The following is a 25,062-nucleotide window of genomic DNA, read 5'->3' on the forward strand; positions in this document are numbered from 1 at the left end:
TGAGTTTTATTGGCGTCTTCACACTTTTCTTATGACAGGAATACACCCATGGCTACCTCATCCAATTTTTTTATACATACTTTCTTAATATCTTCCCTCACCTTTTTTCCTCTATCCCCAAGCCTTGCAGATGATGACACTGATAAACCAGTCGTTGAACAACTGGTTGATACATTAAGTACAATTGCCGGTCCACATCCAGGCATCAGAAAGAACCATGCTAAAGGAATTGTCGTTTTAGGCGAGTTTACACCCAGCGCTGAAGCTTCATCAGTCTCCAGCGCTGAACATTTGCAATCCGCATCCACACCAGTGACTATCCGGTTTTCTAACACCACCGGTATTCCTGATATTGCCGATACCAATCCGAGCTCATTTCCAAAAGGTATCGCCATACGTTTTCAGCTTGCTGATAATAGCTATACAGATATTGTCAGTATCTCTGTTAATCGCTTCCCAGTAGCCACGCCTGAAGATTTTTTAGGCTTACTTAATGCCGTTGCTGCATCAGGTCCAGATACGCCTGCCCCCAAACCGATTACACAGTTTCTTGCCAGTCATCCTGCAGCTAAAACCTTTGTAGAAATAGAAAAACCAGCCCCCGTTAGCTTTGCGACCCAACCCTTTTATGGGGTCAATGCGTTTGAGTTCACTAATAAAGAAGGTGAGGTTAACTATGGGCGTTATCAGATTATTCCCGTCAATGGCCCTGAATATTTAACCGATGAACAACGTGCTGCAGCCGATAATAATTACCTATTTGAGGAATTACCTAAACGTCTGAAACAAAGTAAAGCGGAATTCATTCTCGCGTTACAACTCGCTGAAAAAGGCGATGAGGTGAATGATCCAACCATGGTTTGGCCAGAGACACGTCAACTTGTCAAATTGGGCACACTCACCGTTGAGTCAATCGATCCCAACGGTGAACAGTTTGCCAAACAAACAATGTTTAACCCATTAGCATTAACGGATGGGATAGAAGCCAGTAAAGACCCTATTTTACTTGCCCGTCCTTCAGCCTACGCTATTAGTTATGGCCGTCGGCTTTCTGGCCAATAAGCAAATACATTCTAAAAACAGAGGATAAGCTGATGGCCGAAGAATTTGAAGAAATCACACACTGCCAGATGTGTGATGCTGAATTTCGGGTGGGCAGACAAGGTAATGAGGGAAACTATATTCCCCGCTACCATTTATCTGTTTGCCAACGTTGCTATGACTGTAATCAGGCGGGATGGTCACCGTTGTATGAACAAAAGCTCATTAAACACTGTGGTGAACATCATATAACCTTGCCGGATAGGAACCAGTCCGGCTTGTTACCGGTTGAATGACTACAAACAAAAAAGCCAGACGTGTGTCTGGCTTTTTATTATGACCGCTGGTCACTTACCACTGAGACTCGCCCGTTTCAGGATCATACATTTCATGATGGATACTGTTGCGGTTAGCAATCAATTCATCAATGGTTGGGGAGCCTGACATTGCGCGTTTAATCGCTAACTTCATTGCTTCATAGTTAGTACGGTATAAATCTTTACGATCCACATCTGGATTTGCAGCCGCATCGGGTGAAATCCAGATCATGGCAACGATACATAATTCTTCTGCATGCTCTTTTGGAATCACGCCTTCAATTACGCTATCCAATACGGCATCAGCCACTGCAGATTGTACCGGACCACCGAACAACTCGACATATGAGCTAGATTTGATAGTGACTTTCGGCACGATCATTGTTGCTGGTTTTACTTGTTGATTGGTCGCACGAATCGCAAACATTCGCGTGTGGCCTTCTGTTTGCCCCATTAAATTAGCAAAGGCATGACCTGCTGGACCTTTGACGCTACCAATCAAAATTTCAGGCATCGCATCTGTGCCTTGATCGTCACTGGCAAAAACAGTGGCTTCGGCGGTTTTAAACCAAACGGGTTCTGACATGTTATTAACTCCATTGATGATAATTTGTGCGCCATTTTAGGCTGATGCCAGAACAAGCCACAAGCGTTTTTTATGCCCTGGGTAACATAAAAAAATAAGCCTGCTCAAAAAACATCTGAACAGGCTTATTTCAACAACCGTGAATGAGTGGGACTCACTCAATATTCCAACACAATCCGATAACGCACATCACCCTCACGAAGCTTTTCGATCGCCTCATTAATTTTTTCAAACGGATAGCGTTCAATAACTGGTTTTACACCATGACGCTGAGCGAACTCGAGCATCATACTGCTGGTTTGCATGCTGCCAGTATCTGAACCAGAGACACTGCGCTGCGCTTCTGTAAGATTAAACACCTTCAAATCTAATGGCTCAAGCGTGGCACCAACAAAGTGAAGTCGGCCTTTGGGTTTTAATTTACTGAGATATAGATTCCAATCTAATTTCACATTCACCGTCGATAAAATCATATCGAACTTTCTCGGCAATAAAGACATCGCTGTCTCATCCCGAGAATCGACGCTGAAATGTGCCCCCATATCCAAGGCTTCCTGTAATTTAGTTTCACTGGTGAAAGCAGTGACTTCGCAGCCCCAGGCATTAAGGAACTGTAAAGCAATGTGACCAAGACCGCCGATACCGATAACCGCCACTTTATCCGTCGGTTTAATGCCAAATTGAACCAGTGGATTGAAGACAGTAACGCCACCGCACAGTAAAGGCCCAACAGACTCCAGATCCATACTCTCAGGTAAGGCAATCACACTGTTAGCATTAGCTCTGACTTTATCGGCAAAACCACCGTGATGACTGACAATCGTACCGGTCAAGTTAGAACAGAGGTTTTCATCGCCGTTATGACACTGTTCACAGGATTCACAATAATCGGCATACCAACCTAAGCCGACCGATTGCCCAACGCTGAATTGTGTGACTTCGCTGCCAACAGCATTAATCACGCCTACCACTTCATGGCCGGCGACTAATGGGTATGAAGACATTCCCCACTCATTATCAATCATGCTGATATCACTATGACAAATACCACAGTACTTCACAGTAATTTCTACTTCATTTTCTCCCAATTTGCCGGGGTCAAATGTATAAGGTTTGAGCGCTTCACCCGCGCTCATAGCGGCGTATGCATTGATCATCAATCGGTCCTTTTATCAGAAATGTAATACAACATCGCTATAGTCTAAAAGTTTATCGGGCAATACTTATCCCATAATGGCAATATTTTGTGGGCTATAAGATTTCTTTAACTTTGATTAAACCTCAACTAAATCGCGCCGATATCTTGTATGGCTCTGTCGTTACTAGGTAGAAAAAAATGAATATAAACCTGCAAAGCATTAGAACAAAAAGCTCCATACCCGTAGTCGTGATGGGGTTAACGATCGTTGTCGTCATTGCCATGTTTTTATGGATGATGAGTAAACAAAATCACGCAATAGAATTACAGACTGAATTATTTATGCCTGCAAATGAGAAGATTCTTAATGCAGACCGGGACTTACATCAAGCAAAAATCGCCTCAATTAATATTCTTACCGATCGGGGTGATAAAGCGGTAGAAACTAAAGTCTGGCAGGATAATATTCAACAAGCTCGTCAACGATACGAACAGTTTTTAGATTACACAAAAATCTATCCTGATGTTTCTAATGGTAAGGAAGCCTTCGAAGAAGCCTTTAAAAACTGGAACATCGCCACTGAAAAAATGGTGAACGAATCAACAGCATCCAATCAACAAGAATTAGCTCAGCAGGAAGAAGAAGCATTCCAGAACCTGCGTTCAATCCTTGATAAAAAAGGTGAAGTGTTACTCAACAAATTTCATACTCTGGATAAAGAGCTAAAGAGTGACTTGAAGCGAAGTATGACTGTTACCATCATCGTGGTGCTGGCTATCATTGTTGTGGCACTTTACTTCAGTTACACCGTCCCTAAAAAACTCACTTCTGACATTAATGATCTCATCAAACGTATTGATATGATCGCCTCAGGTGATGGCGATTTAACTGCACGCCTGGATGTCAATTCAAAAGATGAGTTTGGCGAGTTGGCGCAATCCTTCAACCGCTTTGTTGAAAAGTTACAGGATTTAATCAAAACCACATTGGATAACGTCAAAGGACTCAGCTCTCTCACAGTGCAATTGGCCGATTCGTCTAACAAAACAAAAAGTATTAATGAAACCTTGAATTTATCTACTGAGTCGATTGTCAGTGCTGTGCATGAAATGACGCTGGCTAATAAAGAAATGTCGAATGTGGCGACCAACTCAGCCTCAGAAGCCGATCAAACATCACAACTGGCTGTAAAAGGCATACATGTTGTTGAAGAATCGAATAAATGTATTTCAGAGCTTATCAAAGACATGGATATTGTCCTCAAGTGCTCTCAACAACTCGAACAAAACTCCACCAGTATTCTATCGGTATTAGAAGTCATTAGCTCAGTTGCTGAGCAAACGAATCTATTAGCATTGAATGCAGCCATTGAAGCTGCACGCGCGGGTGATCATGGTCGTGGTTTTGCCGTTGTTGCTGATGAAGTACGTTCTTTGGCAACGAGAACCCAGCAAAGCACAGACGATATCAGCCAGATTATTACGCAGTTGCAAAACTCGGTCAGCCAATCCTCTTCGGCCATTACGCAGGGTAAAACGGATGTTGATAAAACAGCTAATACCTTCCAGGAAGCGTCAACTGTGTTTGATGAGATCAGGGCATCATCTCGCCGAGTTAACGATATGGCAATTCAAACGGCTGCAGCAACAGAAGAACAAACTGCTGTTGCTGAAGATATCAGTAAAAACCTGCATGGCTTGAATCAACAAACTGAATCAGCCCAACAAGTCTCAAAAACTGGTGATGAGATATCGAAAAAAATCACCAACTTCTCTGAAAATATGATGAATCTTATGGGACGTTTTAAAGTATAGACCCGTTCTAAAGAGTCAGATCGCTATCGATCTGGCTCTTTTTTTTAATGTAAAAACAGCACGATTTCCAGTGCGATCAGGATAATAATTATCCACTCTAAGGTCGATGAATGTTTATGATTCTGCTCATTGGCCAGCATATCCAGTAATTCATGAATGCTTTCCAGCTTTTTATTTAACACATTAATTCGGGCAACCACGTCCAGATAGCGTGAAACCATAGTATATAAGGGTTCAAGCTCAGGATAATCCCAGAAAAATTCCGGCGTATCCAATAAACTATAGTTCAATAGAATATCGCCACGTGCACCAAACAATACCCCGCGTGATTTGGCAATGGCTTTTCTACTCATCGCCACTTTACCGGTTTTGGCTAATGAGACCGGAATATGAGCATGAGCTTGAATCACTTCCTGTGCCAGTCGTTCAAATTCAGCCAATTTGACAGACTGAGCGAGTGCATGTGACACGGCCAGGCGTTCCATACTGTCTTCGTTTGCAAAACTGATTTTATCAGCATGCATTTTGATCGTGTCAGTATGACTATCAAAAGCATATTGCTCAAAGTCGGGGATGATTTTTGAATCAAGAACAAATGTCTGAATTTTTGTCAGTAAGGATTGCTTGGTGTTTTCAGTAACGCCCCAAAACACCACCACACCATAATCAAATAGAAAGGCTTCGCCGGAGTCAAGCTCAAGTTGCATTGCATCATGCAGACGAATACAGCGGTAATTGTCATTAACAAACTGCTCTAAATCCGGTAAGACAAATGACCGACCAATCGCTAAAGACTCGATCAATGTTGTAGCAAACTGCGTCATCACTCTACCCCTAAAAAAGTTAGGCGTACTCTACGCTGAAACGCTTGTTTTGGATAGTAAAAACTGTGTATTAATTAACGAAAAATCACATTGTTATCGCCACTTTTAATACCCCATCCCGCTGATGAGAAAACAGGTCATAAGCATCAACGATATCATCCAGTTTGTAACGGTGCGTCACCATATCCTCTAGGTTAACCCGATTTGATTCAATCACACTCATCAGGCGTCGCATACGCTCTTTACCCCCAGGACATAAACTGGTGATGATTTTATGGTCACCCAGGCCCGCACTAAAGGCATCAAGTGGAATCGTTAAATCGGTTGAATACACACCTAAACTGGACAATGTCCCGCCCGGTTTCAATACGCGTAAAGCTGACTCAAAGGTTTGTTGTGTTCCCAGGGCTTCAATCACTGCATCCACACCACGCCCACCCGTAATTTTCATGATTTCTGAAATGATATCGACTTTACGGTAGTCCAGCGTGATGTCCGCTCCTAACTGCCTGGCATAAGATAATCGTTCATCAATACCATCAATCGCGATTATCAAACTGGCCCCTTTTAATCTCGCGCCTGCTGTCGCACACAAACCAATCGGTCCTTGGGCAAATACCGCCACAATATCACCAATTTTTATGTTTGCAGATTCAGCCCCTGCAAAACCTGTCGACATGATGTCAGGGCACATCAAAACTTGTTCATCAGTTAAGCCATAGGGCACGGGTGCTAAATTGGCCTGTGCATCCGGCACCACTAAAAACTCAGCTTGTGCGCCATCAATAGTATTACCAAAACGCCAGCCACCCATGGGTTTATAACCATGACTATGGCAACCGCCATCCTGAGCTGGCAACCCGTCCTGACAGGCGTAAGAATGAAAACTCGGGCATATTGCCCCGGCAATAACGCGCTGACCTTCTTTATAGCCTTGCACATTTTTGCCCAGTTTTTCGATAATACCCACTGGTTCATGGCCGATAGTTAACCCCTGCTCGACGGGATATTCCCCTTTCAGAATGTGAACATCAGTACCGCAGATCGTGGTCGTGGTGATGCGAATCAAGACGTCGTTATCACCAATATCAGGAATCGGTTTCTCAACGATTTCAATACGGCCTTTTTCAATAAAGGCGGCTGCTTTCATCATTCCCGTCATATCAACGCTCCTTGCCTTCGCTGCATTATGTTTATTGAGTCATTAATACAGTAACATTTTGAAATACATTGCGTTATGACCTGGATCAAGTCAGCTTTAGTTAATTTGAAGCAGAGAAAAATACCTGTTTTGTTGCTCGGTATGATGGAAGTATGATCATGGAAAATGAAAACGTCTATAAGGCGCCGGTCACTGTTACATCCCAGCTGACGGTATTGCGTGTTTTGCTTTTAAGTATCGTTAGCATGACCACTTAAGGTGTGCAGCTTGGTAACAGCTAATGAGGCGGCAGCCGTTCGGGTCTCAACGCCCAGCTTCACAAACACATGTTCCATATGTTTATTCACTGTTCTGGGACTGGTACCAAGAATCTCACCAATACTTTTATCGGTTTTCCCTAAAATGACCCAGTGTAATACCTCAGCTTCACGCTTGGTCAGATTAAATACGGCTTTTAAGGCTTCGACCTGAGCGGCTTCTGATTCTTCGCGTAACAAGATAAGCCATTGCTCATCATTACGAATATCGGCTGGGGTAAAAATTAACCGCCCTGTTGGATGGTTAATCATCAATGGTCGTAAACGTTTTTTACCGCCTTCACTTAATTGTTGAATCCATTGCTGTAATTGCTCAGCATGGGTTCCCCCATCCTCTTTATCATTAAGATATTTTTCTACCAGATCACGGGCCAATGGCGTTTGCCAGATAATTTTATCGGTACCGGGAAGCACAGCAATAGCGGCCTGACCAAAGGCATCAAGCGCCCCTTGGGTATGACTCATCATTCTTGAATTTTTCAGATGGGTATTTAACCGGGCAATGACTTCAATGGGACTTAAGGGTTTGGTGACATAATCAATGCCACCAGCAGAAAACCCAGCGACGACATCTTCAGACTCGGTGAGACCAGTCATAAAAATCACCGGAATATGGCGTGTGTTGATGTCCTGCTTTAATCGGCGACACACATCGAATCCGCCAAGTTCAGGCATCACAGCATCAAGTAACACAATATCCGGATAAGCCTCATTACAGATTCGAATAGCATCTTTTCCGTTATTGGCGACCAGGACGGTATAACCGGACTCCACAAGAGAAGCATGTAAAAGTGCTAATGTTTCAGGCGCATCATCCACGACCAGCACCACAGCATGTTGATTTGCCTCAGTCATTTTGCAGTTTCTCTTTGATAAATTGTTTCATATTCTCCAGTTGGAATGATTCTGCCATTCGACGCATTTCACTAATAAACGATTTACTCACCGTCCCTTGCGAATCAAGCTCATCAATGATTTCTTTTAGCCCCATGATATAGCCGAGATCCAGCATTTCAAGCAGGGATTCAAGCACCTGTTTTTCAGGCAGTGGTTGTTGGCTGTCTGTGACCTGTTTTATCTCAGACCGTTCATCCTCTGCTTGTATCCACTCTAAGTTCAATCGTTCACCAATCCAGTTGATGAGCTCCATTAAATTAACCGGTTTGAGGACAAAGTCACTCGGTAAAATACCGGAGGAGTTTTCCAGATTTCGGTCAAAGGCATTAGCAGAAATGATACATATGTGGACATCAGACTGATGTACGTTTCGAATCAGATGACAGGTTTCCCAACCATCCATTTCCGGCATCGCCAGATCCATGAAAATAATATCAGGTTTGAAGTCAGGATAAATACGTAAACATTCTGGGCCTGACGCTGCCTCTCTGACTTCAAAGCCTAGAGGTTCCAGCACATTGATTAATAATTCTCTGTCGATGGGTTCATTATCGACCACGAGCAGTTTACGTCGACGTCCCTTGTAGCCTACAGGCATACGCATTGCCAGCGATGGCAAGGCTTCATCAAGACGCACAGAAGGTAAAAACAAACGAATGTAAAATGTGGTGCCCTCACCCACTTTACTTTCCAGATCTAACACGCCGCCCATCAGTTGGGTAAGTAGTTTACAAATCGTCAGTCCCAAGCCAGTTCCGCCAACACCGGTCGCTGTATTCCCTCTGACGAAGGGCTGGAAGATATTTTCAATATCTTTTTCGTCAATACCGGGCCCGGTATCCGCCACTTCAATCGACAAGAATTCACGGGCATAACGAAACCGGATATCAATACCACCCTCACGGGTATATTTCACCGCATTACCGATAATATTGATTAATATCTGGCTTAAACGTTTGTGATCGGCACGAACCACTGGTGGTAAATCCGCTGGGATATGGTAGTTAAAATACAATCCTTTATTCTTCGCCTGAATTTCAAACATGCTGACAATCTGTTGAATATATTCAGGAAACCGTAAGGATTTAATATCAAACTGCAACTTGCCACTTTCAATACGGGCAATATCAAGTGTGCCTTCAATCAATGACAATAAATGCTCACCACTGCGTAAAATCACTTTTGTAGCGTGTTTATTACTGTCGACAATATCGGCATTATTATCAAGTAACTGGGCATAGCCCAAAATGCTGTTCAGCGGTGTCCGTAACTCATGACTGATACCCGTGATATAACGACTTTTTGCCTGGTTGGCTTGCTCAGCCACTACGCGTGCCTGTTGTAGCTCGGCGTCCGTTTGTTTATGCAGAATAATCTCACGCTGTAATAAGTTATTCTGATTATTCGATTCCTGCTGGGCCACGTTCCGGCTTTGTGATGTCAGCACCAGCCACCACACAATAATGCCACTGACTAATACCAAGGCGGAAAACGCTTTGATAAAACCAAGCTGTATTGCTGGCATGATATGCGCTGAATATTCAGTGACCGTCAGTGAGATATGTACGTAGATCAAGCCGAAGATTGAGGCCAGGATCAGTACCGTCAGTGACATCAATAATAAATAGTGCCCGACACCACTATGAATATTACCTGACAAGGCTTTTGGCAACACTTTACTGATAATGGCTTCCCATTGTGACGTCAAACGTCCATGCGGTTTACAAGCATCATTACAGCGAGCATCCAGACAGCAGCATAGGGAGCAAATCGGCCCTTGATAGGCAGGACAATAAGCAACGTCCTGAATTTCATAATCACGGCCACAAATGCTGCAGGTTTCTTTGGTTTTGCTTGGGTGAAATTTAAAAGGTTGTCGGGCGAGATAATATTTTCCCTTGGTAAACCAGGCAATCAATGGTGAAGCAACCAAGGCAGTAAACATGGCGATAAATGAAGAAAACGCCTGCGCTTCCAGCCCAAACACACCCAGAAAAGCGGTTACCGAAAGCAGTGAGGCAATGCCCATCGCCCCAACGCCTACTGGATTGATGTCATATAAATAAGCACGACGGAACTCGACACCTTTCGGGCTTAATCCAAGCGGTTTATTAATGACCAGATCAGCCACCACGGCGGTAATCCATGAAATGGCAATATTCGAATACAAGCCCAAAATCTGTTCCAGCGCCTGGAATACATCCAGCAACATCAGCATGGTGGCAATCAATACATTAAATAATAACCACACCACACGACCGGGATGACTATGGGTTAACCGTGCAAAAAAATTGGACCAGGCTAATGAGCCAGCATAGGCATTAGTGATATTGATTTTAATTTGTGACAGCACCACAAAAAACACGGTAACGGCCAGCAGCACATCCGGATTAGAGAAAACATAACTAAAGCCCACGTAATACATATGGGTTGGATTGATGGCTTGCTCAATGCTCATCCCCGCCATTAATGCCAGATAAGCCAATAATGCGCCGATGAACATTTTTGCCATGCCCATGGAAATCCAGCCAGGACCGGCCATTAGTACGCCCAAATGCCATTTCAGATTATTTTTACTGGTACGTTCTGGCATAAAACGTAAGAAGTCGACTTGCTCACCAACTTGTGGGATTAATGCCATAGCAATCGCCACAGCCGTGCCAAACATATAGATATTAAAGTCACTGTCATAGCCGGATTCACCGGCAAAATTAATCAGACCGCTAAACGCATCGGGTTGTTTAATAAAGATAAACACCAATGGCAATATCATCATAAACAGCCACAAGGGCTGGGTCAGCATCTGAATACGACTGATTAAGGTCACCCCATGTGTGACTAATGGGATCACCACCACAGCACAAATGAGATAACTGACATAGAGCGGTATGGTGAAATATAAACTCAGCGCATACGCCATGATCACCGCTTCGAGCGCAAACAATATAAAGGTGAACGTGGCATAGACAAACGAAGAAATCGTCGATCCAATATAACCAAAGCCTGCACCACGCGTTAGCAAATCCATATCAAGACCGTATTTAGCGGCATAGTGGCTAATCGGCAGGCTAGTTAAAAAGATAATTAAGCTAACGGTTAAGATCGCCCAAAAGGCATTGGTAAATCCGTAGTTGACGGCGATGGTGCCGCCTATAGCTTCTAAAACCAGAAACGATATTGCGCCCAAAGCGGTATTGGAGACACGAAAAATCGGCCATTTTCTAAATGAATTTGGCGTAAATCTTAAGGCGTAGTCTTCCAGTGTTTCATTGGCAACCCAGGTATTGTAATCCCGACGTATTTTGACAATACGTTGTGGTGCTTCACTTTCAGAAGAAGGAGTTATGGCATCATTCGGTGTCAAATTCTTATCCTGACGTTGGGAAGATGCTTTTGCCTGTCCGTTAAACAAACAGCAACTTGGTACAACAAACGATTCAACATCTTAACTGATGCTCTTAGTGATTTTATCTACGTAATTCTACGTATAAAAAAATGTCCTGATCAGACTCAGGACATTTTTTATATACTGACCAGCAAGGACTTTATGCGATAAGGAAAAATGCTCCTGCTACCGTTAGCACGGATACTAACAGGCTTTGCAGACAACGTCCCACGCTATCTTTCTGGTTACCCAGAACAAAGCCAATAAACAATAAGACTGACGTTGTCAGTACTAATCCGATGATCGCCTGCAAACCATTATTCGCCAGAATGAGTTCTTGACCATGAACAAAACCATGCATCAATCCAAATACGCTGGTTAAGGCAATCTGCCAGACAACATTGATTTTGGCACTCAATAGCAACACAACGCCCATAGCGATGACACTAACGGCAATGCCCATCTCAACTATATTGGACTGTCCCATAAAGGCGCCCATTGTCAGGCCTACAAGCAGAAAACTAATAAATAACGCTGGTATCTGAAAGCGATTCTGTGTCGGTGCCCGCGCTGCCCAGAAACCAATAGCCAACATCACTAATAAGTGATCAAGCCCTGTCAGCGGATGTAAAACACCACTCATAAATCCCACTGCATCATGTCCTGGATGTGCCATCGCAGACAGTGGCAATCCCATCAATGTCATGAATATCAAAAGGCTTTTTTTCATAATCAATTCCTCGTCATTTAGTTAGTGCAGCATTAAGCCTTGTTTTTCAATAAACAAGATAATCTCATCCAGACCTTGTTCATCTTTTAGATTGGTAAAAAAGAAAGGTCGCTCACCACGCATACGTTTCGCGTCCTCATCCATCACTTCTAATGATGCACCGACTAAAGGTGCCAGATCTGTTTTGTTAATAATGAGCAAATCAGATTTGGTGATGCCCGGCCCCCCCTTACGCGGTATTTTTTCACCGGCCGATACGTCAATCACGTATAAGGTCAAATCTGAAAGCTCCGGGCTGAAAGTCGCTGCCAGATTATCGCCACCACTCTCTATAAACACGATATCCAATGGCTCGAAACGTTTACTGAGCTGTGCCACCGCTTCCAGATTCATCGATGCATCTTCACGAATCGCGGTATGTGGACAACCACCGGTTTCCACACCAATAATTCGGTCGGCAGACAGGGCTTCATTTCGGGTCAGAAACTGAGCATCTTCTTTGGTATAAATATCGTTGGTAACAACGGCAATATTATAGGTATCACGCAAACGCTTACATAAGGCCAGGGTTAATGCCGTTTTGCCTGAGCCAACCGGCCCGCCAATACCTACCCGTAATGGTTCTTTCATTCATACCTCACTTTAAGAACGGAATAATCTTGAATATTGTGTTTCATGTCGGCAACTGGCGATACTCAGAGCCGGACAGAAGTTACTGATATCATCATCAGCACATTGCATGGCCTGCTCTATGACTATCGTTATTTGTTCGCTGACAGCAACCAGAATTTGCTGCCCTGCCACCTGGCCTAAAGGAATCGCTTTCATCGCTGCACTGACCTGATTTTCTATCCATGACCAGGCATAAACATGCAGCATTTCATGCAAGCTTATCTGCCAGTTCACTGCCGTAGCCGCATACACCGTAGGGAAACTTGGCTCATCAATTGAAGCGACAACATCTAACATCGCTTGTGGCCAGGCATCTAAATCCTGTTGCAGACGTAATAAGGAATAGCCCATCTGTCTCGATTCAAGCCAGGTTTCAGCACTATCCCTACCCGCTTTATAATAACTATCCCAATGGTTTATGGCCATTTCATCCATGCTCTGCCAGGCCATAAACAAACGTTTAATCACAGGCAATTCGAAGTGTGCATAATAGGTCAGCAACACATCGCTAATCCAACGCTGTGCCGATGTTTTATCTGTGACATCACCCGACTCGATCGCCCATTCAAACCCTTGAGAATAGCTATAGGCACCGATAGGTAATGCTGGACTGGCCAGTTGTAATAATCGGGAAAATGCTGCCGTGGTGCTCATAATTAATGATGGTGGTGATGTGAATGTTCGTGATCGTGGTCGTGATCATCATGATGATGGTGATGACCACCGCCATAGGCACCGGCTTCAGGTTCAAACGGTGCTTGGGTTTCTTCCACATTAACATGCAATCCCAACAACATATCTTTTAATACATAATCGGCTTCCAGCTTTAACCAGCCGTCGCCAATTTCCAGCGGTACGTGACGATTACCCAAATGATAAGCCGCCCGCATCAGGGCATGAGCAGAATGGGTTGTGACAATCATCACTTGCTGATCAGCAGCTTGCACCTGAATGATAGAACCATCCTGTGCTTGCAGCACATCACCACCACGTAAGATTTCGCCTCTGGTCATAAAAATAGCCGCTTCCCGACCTGATGCCAGCTTGACCCGGATTCGACTTTTTTGACGTAAATCAAAACTCATCGAGACTTTGTCATCAAAGTCGCTGATGTTGTTGTCTGTTAATTTTGTATGTATTTCAAGCATGCTCTTACTCTAAAAAAGAAAATAGCGTTGTGCCATCGGCAACTCTGTGGCCGGATCGCAAATCAATAATTCGCCATCTGCCAGCACCTGATAAGTTTCAGGATCGACGCTAATATCCGGTGTTGCATCGTTTAATACCATATCTTTTTTCGTTACCTGCCGGCAGTTTTTCACAGCGACAAGTGGCTTGGATAAGTTCAGATTTTTAACTTCCGGATTATCCATAGCCGCTTGCGATACAAAGGTTAATGAGCTTTTAAGCCCCTTACCAAAGCTGGCAAACATCGGACGATAATGCACGGGCTGCGGTGTTGGGATTGAGGCATTAGGATCTCCCATCGCTGCTGAAGCAATGCTGCCCCCTTTTAAGATTAATGACGGTTTAACGCCAAAAAACGCCGGTCGCCATAACACCAAATCAGCAAATTTCCCTGGCTCGATTGAACCCACAATATGTGAAATGCCATGAGTTATCGCTGGGTTAATAGTGTATTTAGCAATATACCGTTTCACCCGAAAGTTATCGGTATTGTCCGCGCCATCTTTGGTATCTTCCGGCAAAGTCCCACGTTGCACTTTCATTTTGTGAGCCGTTTGCCAAGTGCGCATAATTACTTCACCCACGCGTCCCATCGCCTGTGAATCGGATGACATCATCGCAAAGGCACCAGTGTCATGCAGGATATCCTCAGCGGCAATGGTTTCACGGCGAATCCGTGATTCCGCAAAAGCCACATCCTCAGCAATAGCCGGATCAAGGTGATGACACACCATCAGCATATCCAGATGTTCATCCAGCGTATTCACAGTAAACGGTCGGGTCGGATTAGTTGATGACGGCAAGACATTTTGTGAACTGATGGCTTTGATAATATCAGGCGCATGACCACCACCGGCCCCTTCTGTATGGAAAGTATGAATGGTCCGGTTTTTAAATGCAGCTAAGGTCGTTTCAACAAAGCCCGATTCATTTAAGGTATCGGTATGAATCGCCACCTGAATATCCATTTCCTCTGCCACACTTAAACAGTTATCAATCGCTGCCGGCGTCGTACCCCAGTCCTCATGTAATTTCAGACCAATGACACCTGCTTCAACTTGTTCACGAGCAGGTTCAGGCAAAGACACATTGCCTTTGCCAAAAAAGCCCATGTTCATAGGAAACGCTTCAGCCGCTTCCAGCATACGATGAATATGCCAGGGACCTGGCGTACAGGTAGTGGCAAAGGTGCCGGTAGCGGGCCCGGTTCCACCGCCCAGCATGGTGGTCACACCTGAGGTTAGCGCCTCCTCGATTTGCTGTGGGCAAATCCAATGAATATGACTATCAATGCCACCGGCAGTGAGAATCATGCCTTCACCAGCAATAATCTCGGTACCGGCACCAATAGGAATAGTCACGTTAGGTTGAATATCTGGATTACCGGCTTTGCCTATTTGCCAGATATGGCCATCTTTAAGTCCTACATCGGCTTTGATAATGCCGGTGACTGCATCAATAATCAGTGCGTTAGTGATGACGGTATCCGCGACCTCTGCTGCAGGCAGTTGTGATTGGCCCATGCCATCGCGAATCACTTTGCCACCACCGAATTTGACTTCTTCCCCGTAAGTGGTGAGATCTTTTTCGACTTCGATCCACAGTTCGGTGTCTGCCAGACGAACTCTGTCACCGACAGTGGGACCAAACATTTCTGCATAGGCCTGACGTGAAATTTTAAGACTCATGACAAGGCCCCCATCACTTTGCCAGCAAAACCATACACCGTTTGTGCCCCCGCCAGTTCCACCAGCTCGACGCTACGCATTTGCCCCGGTTCAAACCGGACAGCGGTGCCCGCAGCAATATTTAAACGAAAACCATAGGCCTGCTCACGATCAAACAGTAAAGCCTCGTTTACCTCATAAAAGTGGTAATGCGAGCCCACCTGAACAGGACGGTCACCCGAATTGGAGACGTCAATTAATTTGGTCTCCCGCTGAACATTCAGCTCGATATCACCATTTGCAAAACGCATTTCACCTGGAATCATTTTGTCACCTCACACTATCGGGTCGTGAACAGTAATTAACTTGGTGCCATCTGGAAACGTGGCTTCCACCTGAATTTCAGTGACCATTTCGGCAATGCCATCCATCACATCTTCACGGGTCAGTAAGGTCGTGCCATAACTCATCAAGTCACTCACACTGCGACCGTCTCTGGCACCTTCCATAATGGCAGCGGTGATATAGGCCACGGCTTCCGGGTAGTTTAATTTCACACCACGATCTTTACGGCGTTCAGCTAATAATGCCGCGGTAAAAATCAGTAATTTATCTTTTTCTCTTGGCGTTAAATCCATGTCACAGGTCCTATAAAATATTCAGGTTGCCCAGATGCGTGGGCGTATTGCTTGTGAATTTGCATACCATGGGCGCAGACAAGCCCATAGTCTTTCAAAATACTGACGTGCTTCTTGTGCACAGCTACCGATATAACGTGCCGTAAACACTTCTGGTAAGGCAGAAACGCCGTATTGGGCATCAGAATTCACTGTAATTTGTCGACATTGTTCAATGACAGCATCGGGTACTTCACCCGCGGTAACCACAAAGCTACCAAATACTGGAAACCCTCTCAGCCCGGCCAGCGCAGTGACAACATGGCTATCCGGTTTAAACACCGCGGTTTCCTGCCACAACAACCGTTGTTCACGCGATATTTCTAACACTTGTTTATAGCGGCCCTGCTGCCACTGTTCGCCACTGGCTTGCCGACCGAGGCAACTGATATCCCAGCCGGCGAAATGAGCGTATTGGCTTAATTTTACCTGTGTCTTTAAGGTGACATCAGCCCCATCAAACACAATATTTTCTTGTGGAAACCATTCAAGAAGACTGTGATCCGCCTGTTCTATATGCAGTGTTTGACTGGCCTCGCGACCTGCCGACTTATACCATTTGGTGGCACCCGGTGTGGTGATAAAGCTTTTGGCCGCTTTTGCCAAACTAAAGTCCAGTGCTAAACGGTCTCCACCTGCCACACCACCCGGTGGATGAATCACCAGAACATGTGCGGGAGTCGGGCCTTCCGGATATAAACATTTTTGAATCGTTAACGGCCCTGAATGAGCCTTTTTTGCCAGAATTGTTTTACCGTCACGTTCGATAAAACCTAACTGAAGACGGGCATCCCAGCCCGTCATTACGGTATTAAGTTGCGTTCTGTCTATCAATTGGGTCACGCATTCTGTCCTGTTTTCATGCCGTAAAGATAGCATGACTAAAACATCCTCTTTGCATAAAATCAAAGAGGATGTTGTTATTTTTACACTGTCAGGTATTGTTTGATTTTGGCTGCATCCACATTTTCACGCAGATCTTCATGAATCAAATTGCCTTTTTCGATCACCATAATCCGATCGGCAATATCCATCGTGAAGCTTAATACCTGCTCTGATACCACAATCGTTATCTCACGCATTTCACGGATTTCGTTCAACACTTTTGCAATATCTTTAATGATAGAAGGCTGAATACCTTCGGTTGGTTCATCCAAAAGCAACACTTTGGGATTGGTCACCAGGGCTCGGGCAATTGCCAGCTGTTGCTGTTGACCACCAGACAAGTTACCGCCTTTACGATGACGCATCTCATGTAACACAGGGAATAAGGAAAAAATATCTTCCGGAATTTTTTTCTGTTTACTGACCTGTAAGCCAGTTTCAATATTTTCCTGCACGGTCAGATTGGGAAAAATCATCCGTCCCTGCGGTACATAAGCTAAGCCACTGGCAACACGTTTATAGCTATCCATGCCATCTAAATCAGTGCCTTCTAATTCAACCTTAGTCGCCGAACTTGGCAATATCCCCATTAAGGATTTGAACAGTGTGGTTTTACCCATCCCGTTACGGCCCATAATGGCCAGTGTTTCATTTTTATTCGCTGAAAAGCTGATTTCATGAATCACTTCACTCTGGCCATAGCTGACTTTTAAGTTTTCTACTTCAAACATATCAATTTCCTCGCTATTCGCTTAATGGCCTAAGTAAACTTCAACGACTTTCTCGTCTGACTGCACTTTATCCATAGCGCCTTCAGCCAGAATCTTGCCTTGATGTAATACGGTGACTTTGTGAGCAATCTTTTTCACAAACTCCATATCATGCTCAATCACAATCACTGAACGGTTTTTGCAGATACGATTCAACAATTCTGCTGTTTCGTCGCGTTCCTTCGCGCTCATACCGGCTACAGGCTCATCGAGCATTAATAGCTCTGGGTCTTGCATCAGTAACATACCTATTTCTAACCATTGTTTCTGACCATGACTCAACACAGCTGCTTCCGTATCCAGTTCATCTAATAACTGAATCTCTTCCGCTATTCTTAATACAGTTTCTTTCACCTTTTCGTCAGCTTTGAAGAACAAGCTACCAAACACGCCCCGCCCTTCCGGATAAGACACCTCCAGATTTTCGTAAACCGTTAATGTTTCGTAAATCGATGGTGTCTGAAACTTACGTCCTACACCGGTACGAACAATTGCGTGCTCTGACAGTTTAGTAAGCTCTGTATTTTTAAACTTGATCGAGCCTGAGCTGGCTTTGGTTTTACCGCAAATCAAATCCAGTAAGGTCGTTTTGCCGGCCCCGTTTGGGCCGATAACCACACGCAGCTCATTTTTATCGATATACAGATTCAAAGAGTCCACTGCCTTGAAGCCATCAAATGAGACGGTCAAATCTTCAATTGCCAACAGGAAATCAGTTTCAGTACCCATTATTTGGCTCCTTCTAATTCAGCTTTCGCTTCAGTTTTACTATCAGACTCTGCTTTTTTCTCGCCCAACAGACGTTGCATGAAAGGCAGCGTTCTGACGTATTTGTCATAAATACCGGCTAATCCATTCGGGAAGAACATCACCACAGCGATAAATAAACCACCCATCAAGAATAACCAGACTTCAGGAAACGATTCTGAAAAGGCTGTTTTCCCAGCATTCACTAATAAGGTGCCATACACCACACCGATAAGTGACATACGTCCACCCACCGCAGCAAAGATAACCATTTCAATTGAAGGTACGATGCCGACAAATGACGGTGACATAAAGCCAACCTGCAAAGTAAACATAGCGCCACCAATAGCTGAAATCACCGCGGCCAGACAGAAGATAAAGATTTTAAAGCTGGCTACGTCATAACCAGAGAAGCGAACACGATCTTCTTTATCTTTCATCGCCAGTAGCAGTCGACCAAATTTACTGGTCAGTACAAAGCGGCTGACACAGATTACTGCCAGTAATAAGACGGCATTGACGAAATACAAGACGTACTTCGCTGAATCTGGACGAATACTCCAGCCATTTAAGGTTTTCAGGTCAGTAATACCATTGATACCACCGGTGTAACCTTGTTGACCGACAATCAAAATAGTCAAAATCAAAGCGACAACCTGGGTAATGATGGCAAAGTAAACCCCACTTACCCGACGTTTAAACATCGACACCCCGATAAGGTAGGCAAACGCTGCTGGCACCACAAAAATCGCCAGAATCGCCACCCATAAGTGTTCAAACGGCACCCAGAACCAGGGTAATTCAGTTAACTGATTCCAATCCATAAAGTCAGGAATGCCCGGTGTAGATTGAATAGCGGTACTTTCCGGATCCGATGCTTCCAGTTTCAAAAACATCGCCATCGCGTAGCCACCGAGGCCAAAAAATACCCCTTGCCCTAAACTCAGAATGCCGCCGTATCCCCAAAGTAAAACCAGACTGACCGCGGCAAAGGCGTAAGTCAGGTATTTCCCCACCAGGTTAAGGCGGAAAATATCCAGTGCCAGCGGCAATACAATCAGAATAAGCAGCGCAAGGATGCCAATACCGATGGCGCCGTTTCTGCCACCCAATAATCTGTCATAGACAAAATTCATATGGTTATCTCCTACTGCTTATTTACGAACTTTATTGGCAAACAGACCTTCTGGACGAATCATCAGAATGATAACGATCGTCAGTAATGTCAGCACTTTTGCCATAGAACCACTGATAAAGAACTCCAGAATCGATTGCGCCTGGGCAATACTGAAAGCTGAAGCTATCGTGCCGAATAAACTTGCAGCACCACCGAAAACCACCACCATAAAGGTGTCAACAATATAGAGAGAACCGGTCGTTGGACCTGTTGATGCAATAGTGGTAAATGCCGCACCAGCTACACCGGCAATGCCACAACCAAGCGCAAAGGTCATACGGTCCACTTTTTTGGTATTAATACCTACTGCACCACTCATTACACGGTTTTGTGTGGTGGCACGTACATTGAGTCCCCAGGTTGAGCGGTACATCAGGATAAAGACGCCAAAGGTCACTAACGCGGTTAAACCCAGTACAAACATACCGTTAATCGGTATGAAGATAGTGTCTGTTGGCATATATGAACCCATTAGCCAATCTGGCAGCGTTGGGCTGACTTCACGTGCGCCAAACAGAGACCGGAAAATCTGTTGCATAATCAGACTTAATCCCCATGTCGCCAGCAGGGTGTCAAGAGGACGTTTATATAGATGCCTGATAAGCAGCCACTCAACAAAGTAGCCAATAATGCCTGCCACAAAAAACGATGCGACGATGGCAAAAATAAAGTAATAACTCAGAAAATCAGGAAAGTATTTTTCTGTCATGACTGACAATATGTAGGTCGTATAAGCCCCTACTGCCATAAACTCGCCATGGGCCATGTTAATGACGCCCATCTGCCCGAAAATAATTGCAAGGCCCAGTGCCATTAAAAGTAGAACACTGAATAAACTCAAACCAGCAAACCCTTGCATGGCCAGAATTGATGTCAATTCTTGTATTGAATAATCGCCCATAACGCTACTCCGAAGGTGATCTGAAAAGAGTGATTGAAACGTGTTTAAGAGAGGGCAAGCTGCGAATGCAGCCTGCCCATCTTGATACTGCGGTCTATTGGTAACCTTCTGGGAATGGGTTTGGTTCAATCAGCTCAGGTGATTGGTAAATCACTTTCGCTTGACCATCTTTTTGCCATTCAGCTACGCGAGTGTAGCTCCACAGATGATGGTTAGGATGAAGCTTCACATAACCTTCAGGTGCCGTTGTTAACTCAATATCGCCTTCTTCTGAAGCAGCAACTACTTTATCGACATCAAAGCTACCTGCTTTTTCAACAGCCGCTTTCCATAACCAAGGACCAAGGTAAGCCGCTTGAGTCACGTCACCAATAACGCTGTCATCGCCATGCATTTCTTTAAAGGCTTTAACGAAGGCTTTGTTATTGTCGTTATCCAGACTTTGGAAATATTTCATAACTGAATAGAAACCGACCAGGTTTTCACCACCGATACCTAAGACTTCGTCTTCAGTAACAGAGATAGTTAACAGTGTTTGTTTATCACCAGTGATACCGGCAGCATTTAACTGTTTGAACCAAGCAACGTTAGAACCACCGACAACAGCCGCGAAAATAACGTCAGGTTTTTTCAGACGGATTTTGTTAATAACCGAACCGAACTGTGTGTCACCTAATGGTTTGTACTCTTCACCAACGACTTTGCCACCTAAGACATTTTCGATATGTTTACGGGCAATTTTCATTGATGTACGTGGCCAGATGTAATCAGAGCCAATCAGATAATACGTTTTTGCACCTTTTTCTTTCGCTACCCAATCCAAACCAGCTAAGATTTGTTGAGTCGCTTCCTGACCGGTGTAAATGACATTATGTGATTGTTCCAGACCTTCGTAGAACGTTGGGTAGTAAAGCAGACCATTTTGCTGTTCGAATACAGGTAATGCCGCTTTACGTGAAGCAGAAGTCCAGCAACCAAATACGGCAGCAACGTGATCGTTCACTAATAATTTACGTGATTTCTCAGCAAATGTAGGCCAGTCACTCGCACCATCTTCCTGGATGATTTCAATTTGACGACCTAAAATACCGCCTGATTCATTGATTTGTTTAATCGCCAGTTTTTCAGCTTCTTGAGCACCGGTTTCACTGATAGCCATCGTGCCTGTCAATGAGTGCAAAATGCCCACTTTAACGGTGTCATCAGTCACAGCCAGACCGGTCGTGTTCACCGCCGCTGTCGGGTAATCTTCAGCCATCGCTGATGTGCTAATGAAGCCTGCCGCTATCATTGCGCCGAGTAAAGCGCCTGTTTTACCTAAGAATTTTCTTCGACTAAAATGTTTCATTGATTAATCTCCAGTTTTAAAACAATGTTTGGTTACTCAGTGACCGAGCATCCAAGGTCGTGCGGTTTTCTTTGTTTGCATCAATAGGCCGTTTCCTTGTTTATTTTCGTTAGAAGATGAAGTGTCTTTTTGCGATGTCGAGCAAGTGTGCGAGCCTGAACAACCACAGCTGGAACGGCGTGCTTGTCTCGGGGCATGTGCCGATTTTTCATTACGCTCAAACGCTTTTTTTCTGCCACTGTCCATCAGAGCCAGATTGGGCGCTGAAATAATGCGTGCTGCAGGCTCTCCACAGTTTTCACACGTGCAGGGCAAGCTGGATTCACTCATTTTGCGTAAGGCCGAAAATTCGCCACATTGCTCACATCGGTAGTCGTAAATAGGCATCGCACTCTTCCTCTAATCAATTAAGATGTTTTCGCTGTATCAATACCTGGGGTAACCAGTTCTAAAGGACCGTCTGGATTAGGCATGATGTCGAAATCAAATATCTCAGTGGGTAACCACAAGGTCGCACAAGCATTTGGTACATCAACGATGCCGCTGATATGACCTTCAACCGGTGCGGTACCGAGAATGGATACGGCCTGCTGACCGCTGTAACCAAATTTCTTCATGTACTCAATGGCGTTCAAACACGCTTGTTTGTATGCCACGTTAACGTCGAGGTAATGTTGTTTACCTTGTTCATCAACTGAGATACCTTCAAAAATCAGGTAATCACGGTATTTAGGTTCAACCACACTTGGTTTGAACAGTGGGTTTTTGATACCGTATTTCTTAACGCCGCCTTTGATTAAGTTGACGCGGATATCTAAGTAACCTGCCATCTCAATCGCACCACAGAATGTGATCTCGCCATCACCTTGAGAGAAGTGAAGGTCACCCATAGAAAGGCCACCGTCTTTCACATAGACAGGGAAATAAATACGAGACCCTTTGGTCAGGTTTTTAATGTCACAGTTACCACCGTGTTCACGAGGTGGCACAGTACGAGCACCTGTTTTAGCTGCAGCAACTGCTTCATCACCTTTCATTCTGCCCATAACGGCTGATTTTTCTTCAGGTGGGCAAGCTAACATCGGTACACGGTCAGGATCTGTTGCAATCAAATCGGCTTCACGCTGATTCCATTCTTCCAGCATTTCTTTTGATGGTAAGCAACCAATCAAACCAGGATGCATAATACCGGCAAACTGCACGTTTGGAATATGACGTGATGTGGTGTAAATACCGTGGAAATCCCAAATAGACTTACTTGCATCAGGGAAGTGATCAGTTAAGAAACCACCGCCGTTTTCTTTAGCAAATAAACCGTTAAAACCCCATTGCTGATCTTCAAACGTGCCGACATCCAGAATGTCTACCACCATTAAATCACCAGGCTCAGCCCCTTCAACACCAATCGGACCACTTAAATAGTGAACCTGGGTTAAATCGACATCGCGGATATCGTTGGCACTGTCATTGTTACCAATTTGGCCACCGGTCCAGTCCATACATTCAACACGGAATTCATCACCGGGCTTGACCATCGCGATCATGGGTATATCTGGGTGCCAACGGTTATGGATTTGACCGTCCTGCTCCCAAGGTTTTTTATCTAAATCGAGTTTTACTATCGTTTTCATTTTTTTCTCCCGTTAGGGTTTTACAATTTGGTTCTGAAGTTAGAATTGAAGTTGTAATTCAACGGCGAAGATATCCGTGCTTTTGTCATTAGCGGCAATAGGACTATCAACATCTTGATCAGAGTATCTGGCTGATACTTGCGCGTTGTAGCCATCAATGATGTAGGCCACACCATAATCAGTGCGTTCAGTTTCAGTATTGTCATCCGCATCAAAATTTTGGTAACGGATGAAAGGTTGGAATTGGCCCCAGCCAACTTTTTCGTTGAAGATATAACCAGCGCCTACGGCGTAAGCTTCACCTTGTTCAGATTCGAATACATCATCAGTGTCATAGTCGTAATAAGCCGCTTCAAAAGACACCGCACCAGTTGCCAGTTTTTTCTCAATTAACAAATCAGCACCGTATTGACTGTAATCGCCTACATCAGTCGCAGAAGCTGCACCGTCTTCTTTACTACGTCCAAAAATACCAATGGTGAAAATATCTTTTTGTCCCAGGTAGTTACCTGTACCGTAGTAACCTGGTTCTTTATCCCAGAAGCTATATTGCAAACGTCCGGCATACATCAATTCATCACTTTGGTCAGCGTTATTTGTTACGTCAGCAACACCACTACTCAACTCAAAGATTTTATCTGCTTCAAAAGCACCAAATGAATACGCCAAACGTTGGTCAAATGCTGTAGCTACTAAAGCGACACCATCATCACGGCCAATCGTGCCACCGTTATAACCATAGCGTGCTGCAATGCTTTGCCAGTACCCACCACCTAATGTGTAATAAGGTCCCGCCATATTGGCGCGACTGCTTGGCGATAAGAAACGACCCGCCCAAATGGCCATATCAGGGGTAAACTGAAAAATGCCGGCCGCATCAATAATCTGGAAAGTGTCATTCCCACCAGACTTTTCAGTATTAAAAATACCTTTGATGTATTTGTTTAATGAACCTGATACATAAAGACGAGCACTGTCTAAATCAAAATCTTTACTGCTGCCACCATCGTTTGCTGCGTCTTCTACACTGCTAAAACTGCCACGCATGCCAAAACCAACGCTGACATATTGATCTTCACCAAACGTGATCGTGCCAGCTGCTTGTGACACTGTAGGTGCCATCATTGCAGAACTGGCGAGCGCCACTGCATAGGTGAGAGAGTTGAGTTTCATTTTCATTCTAATTG

The 25,062-nt window shown here is 44.5% G+C and carries 25 protein-coding genes; 3 read left to right on the forward strand and 22 right to left on the reverse strand.

Translation table 11 applies throughout. The features are described from left to right. Positions 1 to 48 precede the first annotated feature (48 nt). Together AC13DA_RS12010 and AC13DA_RS12015 are read left to right on the forward strand one after the other, a co-directional pair. A complete protein-coding gene (locus tag AC13DA_RS12010) occupies positions 49 to 1,062 on the forward strand; it encodes a catalase family peroxidase (RefSeq protein ID WP_284451946.1) in 1,014 nt (337 codons plus the stop codon). Positions 1,063 to 1,094: 32 nt separating this feature from the next. Next, entirely contained in the window at positions 1,095 to 1,337 is a 243-nt protein-coding gene (locus AC13DA_RS12015) for a hypothetical protein (protein ID WP_284451947.1), read from the forward strand. A gap of 55 nt (positions 1,338 to 1,392) precedes the next feature. Here AC13DA_RS12015 and fae read toward each other — a convergent pair whose 3' ends face one another. Both fae and ahr read right to left on the reverse strand, forming a co-directional pair. After that, the gene (fae, locus tag AC13DA_RS12020) at positions 1,393 to 1,944 is read right to left on the reverse strand and encodes a formaldehyde-activating enzyme (protein ID WP_284451948.1); all 552 of its coding nucleotides are present in this window, start codon (positions 1,942 to 1,944) and stop codon (positions 1,393 to 1,395) included. 158 nt (positions 1,945 to 2,102) lie between these two features. Then, complete coding sequence (ahr, locus tag AC13DA_RS12025; RefSeq protein ID WP_007145287.1) at positions 2,103 to 3,101, reverse strand: NADPH-dependent aldehyde reductase Ahr; 999 nt, start codon at positions 3,099 to 3,101, stop codon at positions 2,103 to 2,105. A 179-nt stretch (positions 3,102 to 3,280) separates the two neighbouring features. Between ahr and AC13DA_RS12030 the strand changes: the two genes are divergently transcribed. Continuing rightward, the gene (locus AC13DA_RS12030) at positions 3,281 to 4,897 is read left to right on the forward strand and encodes a methyl-accepting chemotaxis protein (protein ID WP_284451949.1); all 1,617 of its coding nucleotides are present in this window, start codon (positions 3,281 to 3,283) and stop codon (positions 4,895 to 4,897) included. 44 nt (positions 4,898 to 4,941) lie between these two features. Here AC13DA_RS12030 and AC13DA_RS12035 read toward each other — a convergent pair whose 3' ends face one another. The 20 genes from AC13DA_RS12035 to AC13DA_RS12130 all read right to left on the reverse strand — a co-directional run bounded on the left by AC13DA_RS12035 (position 4,942) and on the right by AC13DA_RS12130 (position 25,054). Beyond that, positions 4,942 to 5,721, reverse strand: coding sequence for an RMD1 family protein (locus AC13DA_RS12035; protein ID WP_007145289.1), 780 nt, complete (start codon positions 5,719 to 5,721; stop codon positions 4,942 to 4,944). An 85-nt stretch (positions 5,722 to 5,806) separates the two neighbouring features. Next, on the reverse strand, positions 5,807 to 6,883 hold the full coding sequence (locus tag AC13DA_RS12040) for an NAD(P)-dependent alcohol dehydrogenase (protein WP_284451950.1): 1,077 nt from the start codon (positions 6,881 to 6,883) through the stop codon (positions 5,807 to 5,809). 230 nt (positions 6,884 to 7,113) lie between these two features. After that, the gene (locus tag AC13DA_RS12045) at positions 7,114 to 8,055 is read right to left on the reverse strand and encodes a response regulator transcription factor (RefSeq protein WP_007145291.1); all 942 of its coding nucleotides are present in this window, start codon (positions 8,053 to 8,055) and stop codon (positions 7,114 to 7,116) included. Then, positions 8,048 to 11,461 carry a hybrid sensor histidine kinase/response regulator gene (locus AC13DA_RS12050; protein WP_007145292.1) on the reverse strand — a complete coding sequence of 1,138 codons (3,414 nt, stop codon included), beginning with the start codon at positions 11,459 to 11,461 and terminating at the stop codon, positions 8,048 to 8,050. The genes AC13DA_RS12045 and AC13DA_RS12050 overlap by 8 nt, the downstream gene beginning before the upstream one ends. 181 nt (positions 11,462 to 11,642) lie before the next feature. Next, positions 11,643 to 12,212 carry a HupE/UreJ family protein gene (locus tag AC13DA_RS12055; protein WP_284451951.1) on the reverse strand — a complete coding sequence of 190 codons (570 nt, stop codon included), beginning with the start codon at positions 12,210 to 12,212 and terminating at the stop codon, positions 11,643 to 11,645. Between the two features lie 21 nt (positions 12,213 to 12,233). After that, the gene (gene ureG, locus AC13DA_RS12060; RefSeq protein ID WP_007145294.1) at positions 12,234 to 12,842 is read right to left on the reverse strand and encodes an urease accessory protein UreG; all 609 of its coding nucleotides are present in this window, start codon (positions 12,840 to 12,842) and stop codon (positions 12,234 to 12,236) included. A gap of 12 nt (positions 12,843 to 12,854) precedes the next feature. Continuing rightward, the gene (locus AC13DA_RS12065) at positions 12,855 to 13,538 is read right to left on the reverse strand and encodes an urease accessory protein UreF (protein ID WP_284451952.1); all 684 of its coding nucleotides are present in this window, start codon (positions 13,536 to 13,538) and stop codon (positions 12,855 to 12,857) included. Between the two features lie 2 nt (positions 13,539 to 13,540). Continuing rightward, positions 13,541 to 14,032 (reverse strand): urease accessory protein UreE, encoded by a 492-nt coding sequence (gene ureE / locus AC13DA_RS12070; protein ID WP_284451953.1) that lies wholly within the window; start codon positions 14,030 to 14,032, stop codon positions 13,541 to 13,543. Between the two features lie 9 nt (positions 14,033 to 14,041). Next, on the reverse strand, positions 14,042 to 15,760 hold the full coding sequence (gene ureC / locus AC13DA_RS12075) for an urease subunit alpha (RefSeq protein ID WP_007145297.1): 1,719 nt from the start codon (positions 15,758 to 15,760) through the stop codon (positions 14,042 to 14,044). Beyond that, positions 15,757 to 16,065: an urease subunit beta gene (locus AC13DA_RS12080; RefSeq protein ID WP_284451954.1), complete on the reverse strand. Its 309-nt coding sequence runs from the start codon at positions 16,063 to 16,065 to the stop codon at positions 15,757 to 15,759. The genes ureC and AC13DA_RS12080 overlap by 4 nt, the downstream gene beginning before the upstream one ends. A gap of 9 nt (positions 16,066 to 16,074) precedes the next feature. Further along, positions 16,075 to 16,377, reverse strand: coding sequence for an urease subunit gamma (locus AC13DA_RS12085; RefSeq protein ID WP_284451955.1), 303 nt, complete (start codon positions 16,375 to 16,377; stop codon positions 16,075 to 16,077). A 21-nt stretch (positions 16,378 to 16,398) separates the two neighbouring features. Further along, positions 16,399 to 17,259 carry an urease accessory protein UreD gene (locus tag AC13DA_RS12090; protein WP_284451956.1) on the reverse strand — a complete coding sequence of 287 codons (861 nt, stop codon included), beginning with the start codon at positions 17,257 to 17,259 and terminating at the stop codon, positions 16,399 to 16,401. An 83-nt stretch (positions 17,260 to 17,342) separates the two neighbouring features. Continuing rightward, positions 17,343 to 18,032: an urea ABC transporter ATP-binding subunit UrtE gene (gene urtE, locus AC13DA_RS12095; protein ID WP_007145301.1), complete on the reverse strand. Its 690-nt coding sequence runs from the start codon at positions 18,030 to 18,032 to the stop codon at positions 17,343 to 17,345. 21 nt (positions 18,033 to 18,053) lie between these two features. Continuing rightward, positions 18,054 to 18,800 (reverse strand): urea ABC transporter ATP-binding protein UrtD, encoded by a 747-nt coding sequence (urtD, locus tag AC13DA_RS12100; protein WP_007145302.1) that lies wholly within the window; start codon positions 18,798 to 18,800, stop codon positions 18,054 to 18,056. Beyond that, entirely contained in the window at positions 18,800 to 19,954 is a 1,155-nt protein-coding gene (gene urtC / locus AC13DA_RS12105; RefSeq protein WP_007145303.1) for an urea ABC transporter permease subunit UrtC, read from the reverse strand. The genes urtD and urtC overlap by 1 nt, the downstream gene beginning before the upstream one ends. An 18-nt stretch (positions 19,955 to 19,972) precedes the next feature. Next, the gene (urtB, locus tag AC13DA_RS12110) at positions 19,973 to 20,896 is read right to left on the reverse strand and encodes an urea ABC transporter permease subunit UrtB (protein WP_007145304.1); all 924 of its coding nucleotides are present in this window, start codon (positions 20,894 to 20,896) and stop codon (positions 19,973 to 19,975) included. A gap of 94 nt (positions 20,897 to 20,990) precedes the next feature. Further along, positions 20,991 to 22,244, reverse strand: a complete 1,254-nt coding sequence (gene urtA, locus AC13DA_RS12115) for an urea ABC transporter substrate-binding protein (protein ID WP_007145305.1) — start codon at positions 22,242 to 22,244, stop codon at positions 20,991 to 20,993. A 36-nt stretch (positions 22,245 to 22,280) separates the two neighbouring features. Further along, complete coding sequence (locus tag AC13DA_RS12120; protein ID WP_007145306.1) at positions 22,281 to 22,631, reverse strand: FmdB family zinc ribbon protein; 351 nt, start codon at positions 22,629 to 22,631, stop codon at positions 22,281 to 22,283. 20 nt (positions 22,632 to 22,651) lie between these two features. Further along, positions 22,652 to 23,875 (reverse strand): formamidase, encoded by a 1,224-nt coding sequence (gene fmdA / locus AC13DA_RS12125; protein ID WP_273181560.1) that lies wholly within the window; start codon positions 23,873 to 23,875, stop codon positions 22,652 to 22,654. Positions 23,876 to 23,914: 39 nt separating this feature from the next. Further along, a complete protein-coding gene (locus AC13DA_RS12130; RefSeq protein WP_284451957.1) occupies positions 23,915 to 25,054 on the reverse strand; it encodes a porin in 1,140 nt (379 codons plus the stop codon). Positions 25,055 to 25,062 lie beyond the last annotated feature (8 nt).

It is taken from the genome of Methylophaga sp. F-2, from assembly GCF_056859315.1.

What these genes read in the sequence shown, in the direction of transcription:
- AC13DA_RS12120 (WP_007145306.1), bottom strand. Translation starts at nt 22,631, where the DNA reads ATGCCTATTTACGACTACCGATGTGAGCAATGTGGCGAATTTTCGGCC.
- AC13DA_RS12015 (WP_284451947.1), top strand. Translation starts at nt 1,095, where the DNA reads ATGGCCGAAGAATTTGAAGAAATCACACACTGCCAGATGTGTGATGCT.
- AC13DA_RS12065 (WP_284451952.1), bottom strand. Translation starts at nt 13,538, where the DNA reads ATGAGCACCACGGCAGCATTTTCCCGATTATTACAACTGGCCAGTCCA.
- AC13DA_RS12030 (WP_284451949.1), top strand. Translation starts at nt 3,281, where the DNA reads ATGAATATAAACCTGCAAAGCATTAGAACAAAAAGCTCCATACCCGTA.
- AC13DA_RS12130 (WP_284451957.1), bottom strand. Translation starts at nt 25,054, where the DNA reads ATGAAAATGAAACTCAACTCTCTCACCTATGCAGTGGCGCTCGCCAGT.
- urtD (WP_007145302.1), bottom strand. Translation starts at nt 18,800, where the DNA reads ATGGGTACTGAAACTGATTTCCTGTTGGCAATTGAAGATTTGACCGTC.
- fae (WP_284451948.1), bottom strand. Translation starts at nt 1,944, where the DNA reads ATGTCAGAACCCGTTTGGTTTAAAACCGCCGAAGCCACTGTTTTTGCC.
- AC13DA_RS12085 (WP_284451955.1), bottom strand. Translation starts at nt 16,377, where the DNA reads ATGGATTTAACGCCAAGAGAAAAAGATAAATTACTGATTTTTACCGCG.
- AC13DA_RS12045 (WP_007145291.1), bottom strand. Translation starts at nt 8,055, where the DNA reads ATGACTGAGGCAAATCAACATGCTGTGGTGCTGGTCGTGGATGATGCG.
- AC13DA_RS12010 (WP_284451946.1), top strand. Translation starts at nt 49, where the DNA reads ATGGCTACCTCATCCAATTTTTTTATACATACTTTCTTAATATCTTCC.
- ureE (WP_284451953.1), bottom strand. Translation starts at nt 14,032, where the DNA reads ATGCTTGAAATACATACAAAATTAACAGACAACAACATCAGCGACTTT.
- urtE (WP_007145301.1), bottom strand. Translation starts at nt 18,032, where the DNA reads ATGTTTGAAGTAGAAAACTTAAAAGTCAGCTATGGCCAGAGTGAAGTG.
- ureG (WP_007145294.1), bottom strand. Translation starts at nt 12,842, where the DNA reads ATGAAAGAACCATTACGGGTAGGTATTGGCGGGCCGGTTGGCTCAGGC.
- urtC (WP_007145303.1), bottom strand. Translation starts at nt 19,954, where the DNA reads ATGAATTTTGTCTATGACAGATTATTGGGTGGCAGAAACGGCGCCATC.
- AC13DA_RS12035 (WP_007145289.1), bottom strand. Translation starts at nt 5,721, where the DNA reads ATGACGCAGTTTGCTACAACATTGATCGAGTCTTTAGCGATTGGTCGG.
- AC13DA_RS12040 (WP_284451950.1), bottom strand. Translation starts at nt 6,883, where the DNA reads ATGACGGGAATGATGAAAGCAGCCGCCTTTATTGAAAAAGGCCGTATT.
- ahr (WP_007145287.1), bottom strand. Translation starts at nt 3,101, where the DNA reads ATGATCAATGCATACGCCGCTATGAGCGCGGGTGAAGCGCTCAAACCT.
- AC13DA_RS12055 (WP_284451951.1), bottom strand. Translation starts at nt 12,212, where the DNA reads ATGAAAAAAAGCCTTTTGATATTCATGACATTGATGGGATTGCCACTG.
- ureC (WP_007145297.1), bottom strand. Translation starts at nt 15,760, where the DNA reads ATGAGTCTTAAAATTTCACGTCAGGCCTATGCAGAAATGTTTGGTCCC.
- fmdA (WP_273181560.1), bottom strand. Translation starts at nt 23,875, where the DNA reads ATGAAAACGATAGTAAAACTCGATTTAGATAAAAAACCTTGGGAGCAG.
- urtA (WP_007145305.1), bottom strand. Translation starts at nt 22,244, where the DNA reads ATGAAACATTTTAGTCGAAGAAAATTCTTAGGTAAAACAGGCGCTTTA.
- urtB (WP_007145304.1), bottom strand. Translation starts at nt 20,896, where the DNA reads ATGGGCGATTATTCAATACAAGAATTGACATCAATTCTGGCCATGCAA.
- AC13DA_RS12080 (WP_284451954.1), bottom strand. Translation starts at nt 16,065, where the DNA reads ATGATTCCAGGTGAAATGCGTTTTGCAAATGGTGATATCGAGCTGAAT.